At 40.5% G+C, this 6,000-nt stretch carries 5 protein-coding genes; 4 read left to right on the forward strand and 1 reads right to left on the reverse strand.

The annotated features are described in order from the left end of the window. Positions 1–219 precede the first annotated feature (219 nt). The 4 genes from B2V92_RS25690 (at position 220) to B2V92_RS25705 (ending at position 4,098) form a co-directional block, all read left to right on the forward strand. Positions 220–423, forward strand: a complete 204-nt coding sequence (locus B2V92_RS25690) for a hypothetical protein (protein ID WP_025143865.1) — start codon at positions 220–222, stop codon at positions 421–423. A gap of 76 nt (positions 424–499) precedes the next feature. Continuing rightward, on the forward strand, positions 500–1,399 hold the full coding sequence (locus B2V92_RS25695; RefSeq protein ID WP_293313494.1) for an MBL fold metallo-hydrolase: 900 nt from the start codon (positions 500–502) through the stop codon (positions 1,397–1,399). A gap of 311 nt (positions 1,400–1,710) precedes the next feature. Further along, positions 1,711–3,036 (forward strand): cytochrome ubiquinol oxidase subunit I, encoded by a 1,326-nt coding sequence (locus tag B2V92_RS25700; RefSeq protein WP_293313496.1) that lies wholly within the window; start codon positions 1,711–1,713, stop codon positions 3,034–3,036. A gap of 57 nt (positions 3,037–3,093) precedes the next feature. Next, positions 3,094–4,098 carry a cytochrome d ubiquinol oxidase subunit II gene (locus tag B2V92_RS25705; protein WP_293313498.1) on the forward strand — a complete coding sequence of 335 codons (1,005 nt, stop codon included), beginning with the start codon at positions 3,094–3,096 and terminating at the stop codon, positions 4,096–4,098. Positions 4,099–4,272: 174 nt separating this feature from the next. Here B2V92_RS25705 and B2V92_RS25710 read toward each other — a convergent pair whose 3' ends face one another. Next, the gene (locus tag B2V92_RS25710; RefSeq protein ID WP_293313500.1) at positions 4,273–5,820 is read right to left on the reverse strand and encodes a M20/M25/M40 family metallo-hydrolase; all 1,548 of its coding nucleotides are present in this window, start codon (positions 5,818–5,820) and stop codon (positions 4,273–4,275) included. Positions 5,821–6,000 lie beyond the last annotated feature (180 nt).

Consider the following 6,000-nt stretch of genomic DNA (forward strand, 5'->3'; position numbering starts at 1 on the left):
CATGTGATTTCGTTTTAACTAAGATAACGATAAATTGTAAATTGTTTATTTGTTTGGTGAGCCACTAAACATGGACTTTGACTTTAGAGACTTTATACCTTAGGTAGATAAATCCCCAAACATAATTATTTTCCTTTCGCCCAATCCCATTCCTAAAAGGATTAAAGAAAACAATCTTATTTTTTGCTTGTTCCTATAATACATCAATTTACAATTACTATGGAAACGAATAAAGAAAAAGGTAAAGTTGTTGAGAACGATTTACTGGATAAAACCGCAGAGGATATTAAAGAAGATAGAACACTTGATGAAAACAAGTCATCCAAAGTAACTACCAATCTGTTCAACAAGGATAAAGACCGCAAGAATAACTCCTTTGGCCCGGGGCACGAGCCAGGGACTACTCCAGGTTCTGGAATATAATTTTTGTTATTTCACGATCAAAATCATTAAATTTAAACCACGGCATTTGCTGTGGTTTTTTTAGCTTAATCCCAAAATGGAAAGAAGAAATTTTATCAAAAATTCGGCATTGGCGATGGCCCTGCTTTCGATTTATAAAACAGATGTTTTTGCACAAAAGGAATTGTTCCGTGCCTATAATTTTAAACCGCTCCGTAATGATGTAGGTATATTTACCGAGCAGGGCGGTACCATCGGTTGGTTAAATTCGAGCAATGGTTTTGTTGTGGTAGATGCACAGTTTCCAACCACAGCACCCCACGTGATTGAAGAATTAAAAAAACTGGGCGAAAAACCTTTTAAATACCTGATCAATACGCACCATCACGGCGACCATACTGCCGGGAACATCTCTTTTAAAGGATTGGCCGAAAAAGTGGTGGCGCACCAAAATTCGCTGGTTAACCAGAAGAGAGGAGCTGAAAAAGCAAATAATTTGGATAAACAGTTATTACCTGATACTACTTTCGGTACAAAATGGACCGCAAAAGTAGGTAACGAAAATATCAAAGCTTATTATTATGGTTCTGGCCATACCAATGGCGATGCCGTTTATCATTTCGAACACGCCAATATTGTACAGGTTGGCGATCTGGTTTTCAATCGCAGGTTTCCTTACATTGATAGAGAAAATGGCGCACACATCGGTAACTGGATCACTGCATTGGATAAAATCATCAACCAGTTTGATAACGATACATTGTTTATCTGGGGACATAGCCTCGATCCCGAAAAAGTAACCGGAAACAAAGCCGATGTTAAAGCTTATCAGAATTATCTTCAAAACCTGCTAACTTTTGTAGGCGGCGAAATTAAAGCGGGAAAGAGCAAAGAGGATATCCTAAAAGCGACTACCATCCCAAATGCACCCGAATGGCAGGGAGAAGGTATCCAGAGAAGTTTAACTGCTGCTTACGATGAATTGAAAGGGGCTTAACCTCATATTCTATAAAAAATCGTCATCTCGACTGGAATGCATTGGAATGGAGATATCTAACTCGAGATAGATTTAGCTTCGCTGAGTCTACGGGTTCTCAACTTCGCTACGCTCCGCTCGAAATGACGGTATTTTTGGTTATCTGTGTACATCTGTGATTGAAAATGCGAATGTTCCTATAACACAATCCTCCAAATCTTTTTTCAATTTATAAACGTTCTATATTTAAAATAATCCTTTCAACGTCATTGAATTACCGTAGGCTTTAGTGTTTAACAACTATATTTGTTACAATTCAAAATCTACAGCTCATGGATGATTTTATAGCAGCCCGTTCGCAGATGGCCTTATCATTAGGCTTTCACATTATTTTTTCGTGTATTGGCATGGTTATGCCTTTCTTTATGGCCGTATCGCATTATAAATGGCTTAAAACGAACGATGAAGTATATAAAAACCTTACCAAGGCCTGGAGTAAAGGCGTAGCGATATTTTTTGCCACAGGTGCGGTATCGGGTACCATGTTATCGTTCGAATTGGGTCTGCTCTGGCCAAAATTTATGGATCATGCCGGACCAATATTCGGAATGCCATTTTCGCTCGAAGGAACTGCCTTTTTTATCGAAGCAATAGCCCTTGGTTTTTTCCTTTATGGCTGGAATAAACTGAATAAATGGTTCCATTGGTTTACAGGGATGGTAGTAGGGGTGAGTGGACTGGCTTCGGGAATATTGGTGGTTGCTGCCAATGCCTGGATGAACAGTCCGGCGGGTTTTGATTTTGTAAACGGTAAATACCTTAATATCGATCCCATACAGGCCATGTTCAACAAAGCATGGTTCAGTCAGGCTTTGCACATGTGTTTGGCTGCATTTACGGCTACAGGCTTTGCTGTGGCAGGCGTACATGCTTTAATGATCTTACGGAACAGGAATGCAGTATTCCATTTAAAAGCCTTTAAAATAGCGGCTGTATTTGCATGTATTGCTGCTTTATTGCAACCATTAAGTGGCGATATCTCTGCAAAAGACGTTGCCAAACGCCAGCCTGCAAAACTGGCCGCCATGGAAGCATTATATAAAACCGAAAAACCCGCACCGTTATTGATTGGTGGTATTGTAAACGAGAAAGATAAAACAGTAAAGGGAGCGATCAAAATTCCCGGTGCACTAAGCTTTCTGGCGCATGGCGATTTCAAAGCAGAAGTTAAAGGTTTAGATCAGATTCCTGAAAACGAGCATCCTCCGGTTGCGATAACACATTATGCTTTTCAGATCATGGTGGGGATCGGTACCTTACTTCTTTTGGTATCGTTAACTTATTTCTTCATTCTTTTTAAAAAGAAAGCTTTAACTGAAAAACGATGGCTGTTAAAACTGTTTGTTTTCGCAATCCCGCTTGGTTATATCGCTTTAGAAGCCGGTTGGGTGGTTACTGAGGTTGGCCGGCAGCCATGGATTATTTATGGTATTATGCGTACTAAAGATGCGGTTACACCAATGCCGGGTATAGCTTACTCTTTTTATATCTTCTCTGCAATTTATGTTTCGCTAAGCGTTATCGTAACATTTTTACTTTACAGGCAGATTAAAATGGTACCCATACTATACAATAAAACTGAACAGAACGATAATTAACCAAGGATTGACTTATGATCGGTGTAATCAAGTAATCTGTGTAATCACTTAAAAAATATGAAAGAAGTTGTAATTACATTTCTGTGCATGGCCATCCTGCTCTACTTTTTATTGGGTGGGGCCGATTTTGGTGCCGGTATTATCGAACTGTTTACTTCAACAAAAAACAGGAGTAAAACCCGGAAAACCATGTACCAGGCCATTGGTCCGGTTTGGGAAGCCAACCACATGTGGCTCATTATTGCCATTGTGATCCTTTTTGTGGGTTTCCCCTTTATTTATACCACAATGTCGGTTTACCTGCATATTCCATTGGCCATTATGCTTATCGGGATTATAGCGCGGGGTACCGCTTTTGTATTTCGCCATTATGATGCTGTAAAAGATGATATGCAGTGGCTTTACAACCGCATTTTCAGGTATTCGAGCTTTGTTACCGCATTATTTCTAGGTATTATTGCTGGAAGCCTCATTTCGGGTCATATCGATCCACAGGCGACAGATTTTTACACCGCCTATATCTCAGGGTGGTTAAACTGGTTTTCGGTGGCTGTAGGCTTCTTTACGGTTGCGCTTTGTGGTTTCCTGGCCGCCATTTATCTTATCGGCGAAACAAAAGAAGCTCACGATAAACGCCGTTTTATTAAAAAGGCCGAATTTATGAATATAGCTGCGGTAGTTTTTGGTGCCATGGTATTTATTGCTGCACAACGTGATAAAATTCCATTGATCGATTGGGTTTTTAAAAGTACAGTTGGTTTATCAGCAATTGTTTTGGCTAGCCTATCGCTTGTTTTGTTGTGGTACCTATTAATTAAAGGCAAAACCAAGGTTTTACGCATTTTAGCGGGCTTCCAGGTAACAATGATCCTTTTGGCAATTAGTTATGCCCACTTTCCAAACTTTATCCGTTTAAAGAGCGGAGATGCGATTTCGCTATTGGAAACTGTTGGCCCAGAGAAAACCATTTATAGCCTGGGATTAGCACTTTTATTGGGGAGTGTGCTGATTTTACCTTTTTTAGGGTACTTGTTTTATAAGTTTCAGAAGAAAGAGGAGTAGGCATCTCTGTCAATAAAAAGGTCGTCATCTCGACTGAAACGCAGTGGAATGGAGAGATCTATCTTGATAGATTTCTCGACTGCGTTGCACTCCGCTCGAAATGACGACGCGAGAATAACAAAAAAGAGCACCTGTTTCCAAGCGCTCCTTTACAAATCAATTCAAAATTTTTATCTATAAACCACCTTTTCTGTTCGATTTGGTTTGAACAGGCCAGGTTGCTGGTTTACCAGTACGTTCGTTAACTGGTAAATCGGTTGCTTTTTCGGTTGAAGTTTTTTCAGGATCTTCTGAAGCCATATAAACCATAATGGCTGCTAAAATTACATTACTTCTGATTTCGTCGAAAACCAGTTTATCGTAACTGTCGCGGTTGGTATGCCAGGTATAAGTGCCATAATCCCAGCTGGTAGAACTTAATGAATAGCCTAGTGCTCCGGCAGCTACAAATGAAGCAAAATCTGATCCACCTGCGCCCGGTGTTCCAGGGAAACTGGTTTTAATCTGGTTTTTAATGGTATCTGGTACTGCGGCCAACCAACGGGTGATATAATCTTTTGATTTCGCAAAACCCTGTCCGCCAATGTTAACCACACGGCCTGTTCCGTTATCCTGGTTAAACAAAGCCTGCAGGTTGCCAACAATCTCGGGATGATCTTCTACAAATGCCCTCGAACCATTTAAACCTTGCTCTTCGCTTCCCCAATGACCTACCAGGATGGTACGTTTTGGGTTAGGATAGATTTTTTTTAAAATACGCATGGCTTCCATCATCAAAATGGTTCCCGAACCGTTATCTGTTGCACCACTTGCTCCATCCCACGAATCAAAATGTGCAGAAAGCATTACATATTCGTTTGGTTTTTGTGTTCCTTTTATCTCAGCGATCGTATTAAAGGTTGGTACAGCGCCTGATTTTTTCGAATCTGCCTCGATTTTAAGCTTAGGTTTATCACCATTTAAGGCCAAGCGGTAAACCAAACCATAATCTTCGACAGATAGATCCAAAGTTGGCACTTTTGTGGTATTTGCACCAAAAATCTTATCTACACCAAAGCCTTGCGACCAGTTATTGATCACTACAGCAACTGCACCTGCATTTTCTAAAGCTACAGGAAGTGTTTTGGCCGTTAAACCGGTTTTGGCCAGACTGGCTGTCCAAGCTTTTGCAGCTTCTGCTTTTTCTTTTTTAAACTTTTCGAAAAGATCTTTTGTAGCAAATTCTTCCCAGTTTTTTTCTGGCCGGCCAGAAAGCTGGTTCATCGAAATGAGTACAATTTTACCTTTTACATTAGGTAACCATTTCTGAAAGGAAACCGAATCGGTAATTGTTGGAAGAATAATCGCCTCTGCATTAATGGCTTTTCCATTGGTAGATGGGCTCCAGGCCAGTTGTGTGCCTTCTAAAGTACGTACCCGCGGACTTATCAGATCGATATGGGTAATGCCACGTTCCCAGCCGGCCCATTCACCCCATTTTTCGTTCTTGGCAGAGATACCCCAGTCGCTGTACTTTTTTACTGCCCAATCGTTAGCCTGTTTCATTTGCGGTGAGCCAACCAAACGCGGACCAACAACATCAAGCAATTCGTGAGCAAGTTTCTCTAACTGAGAGTTTTCATTTACTTCTTTAACAATATTATCGATTACTTTCCTGTCTTGAGCAAAAACACTCGCCGAAGCACACAGGAATAGTGCAGAAAATAGTAGTTTTTTATTCATAATTAGTTAGGGTTGATTATTTGATGCGCTAATTTATGAAATGGAGAGTAGGATTGAGGGATGTTAATGGAAATGTTGCAGGAGCAGGTACAGAGTCTCTATCATAAACCTAGTTTCTCAATATTTTGTCACGTTGAGCCTGTCGAAACGTCTTACATGGTGTTATGGCAGGTCCTTCGA

It is taken from the genome of Pedobacter sp. UBA5917 (assembly GCF_002432345.1).
Classification (GTDB): domain Bacteria; phylum Bacteroidota; class Bacteroidia; order Sphingobacteriales; family Sphingobacteriaceae; genus Pedobacter.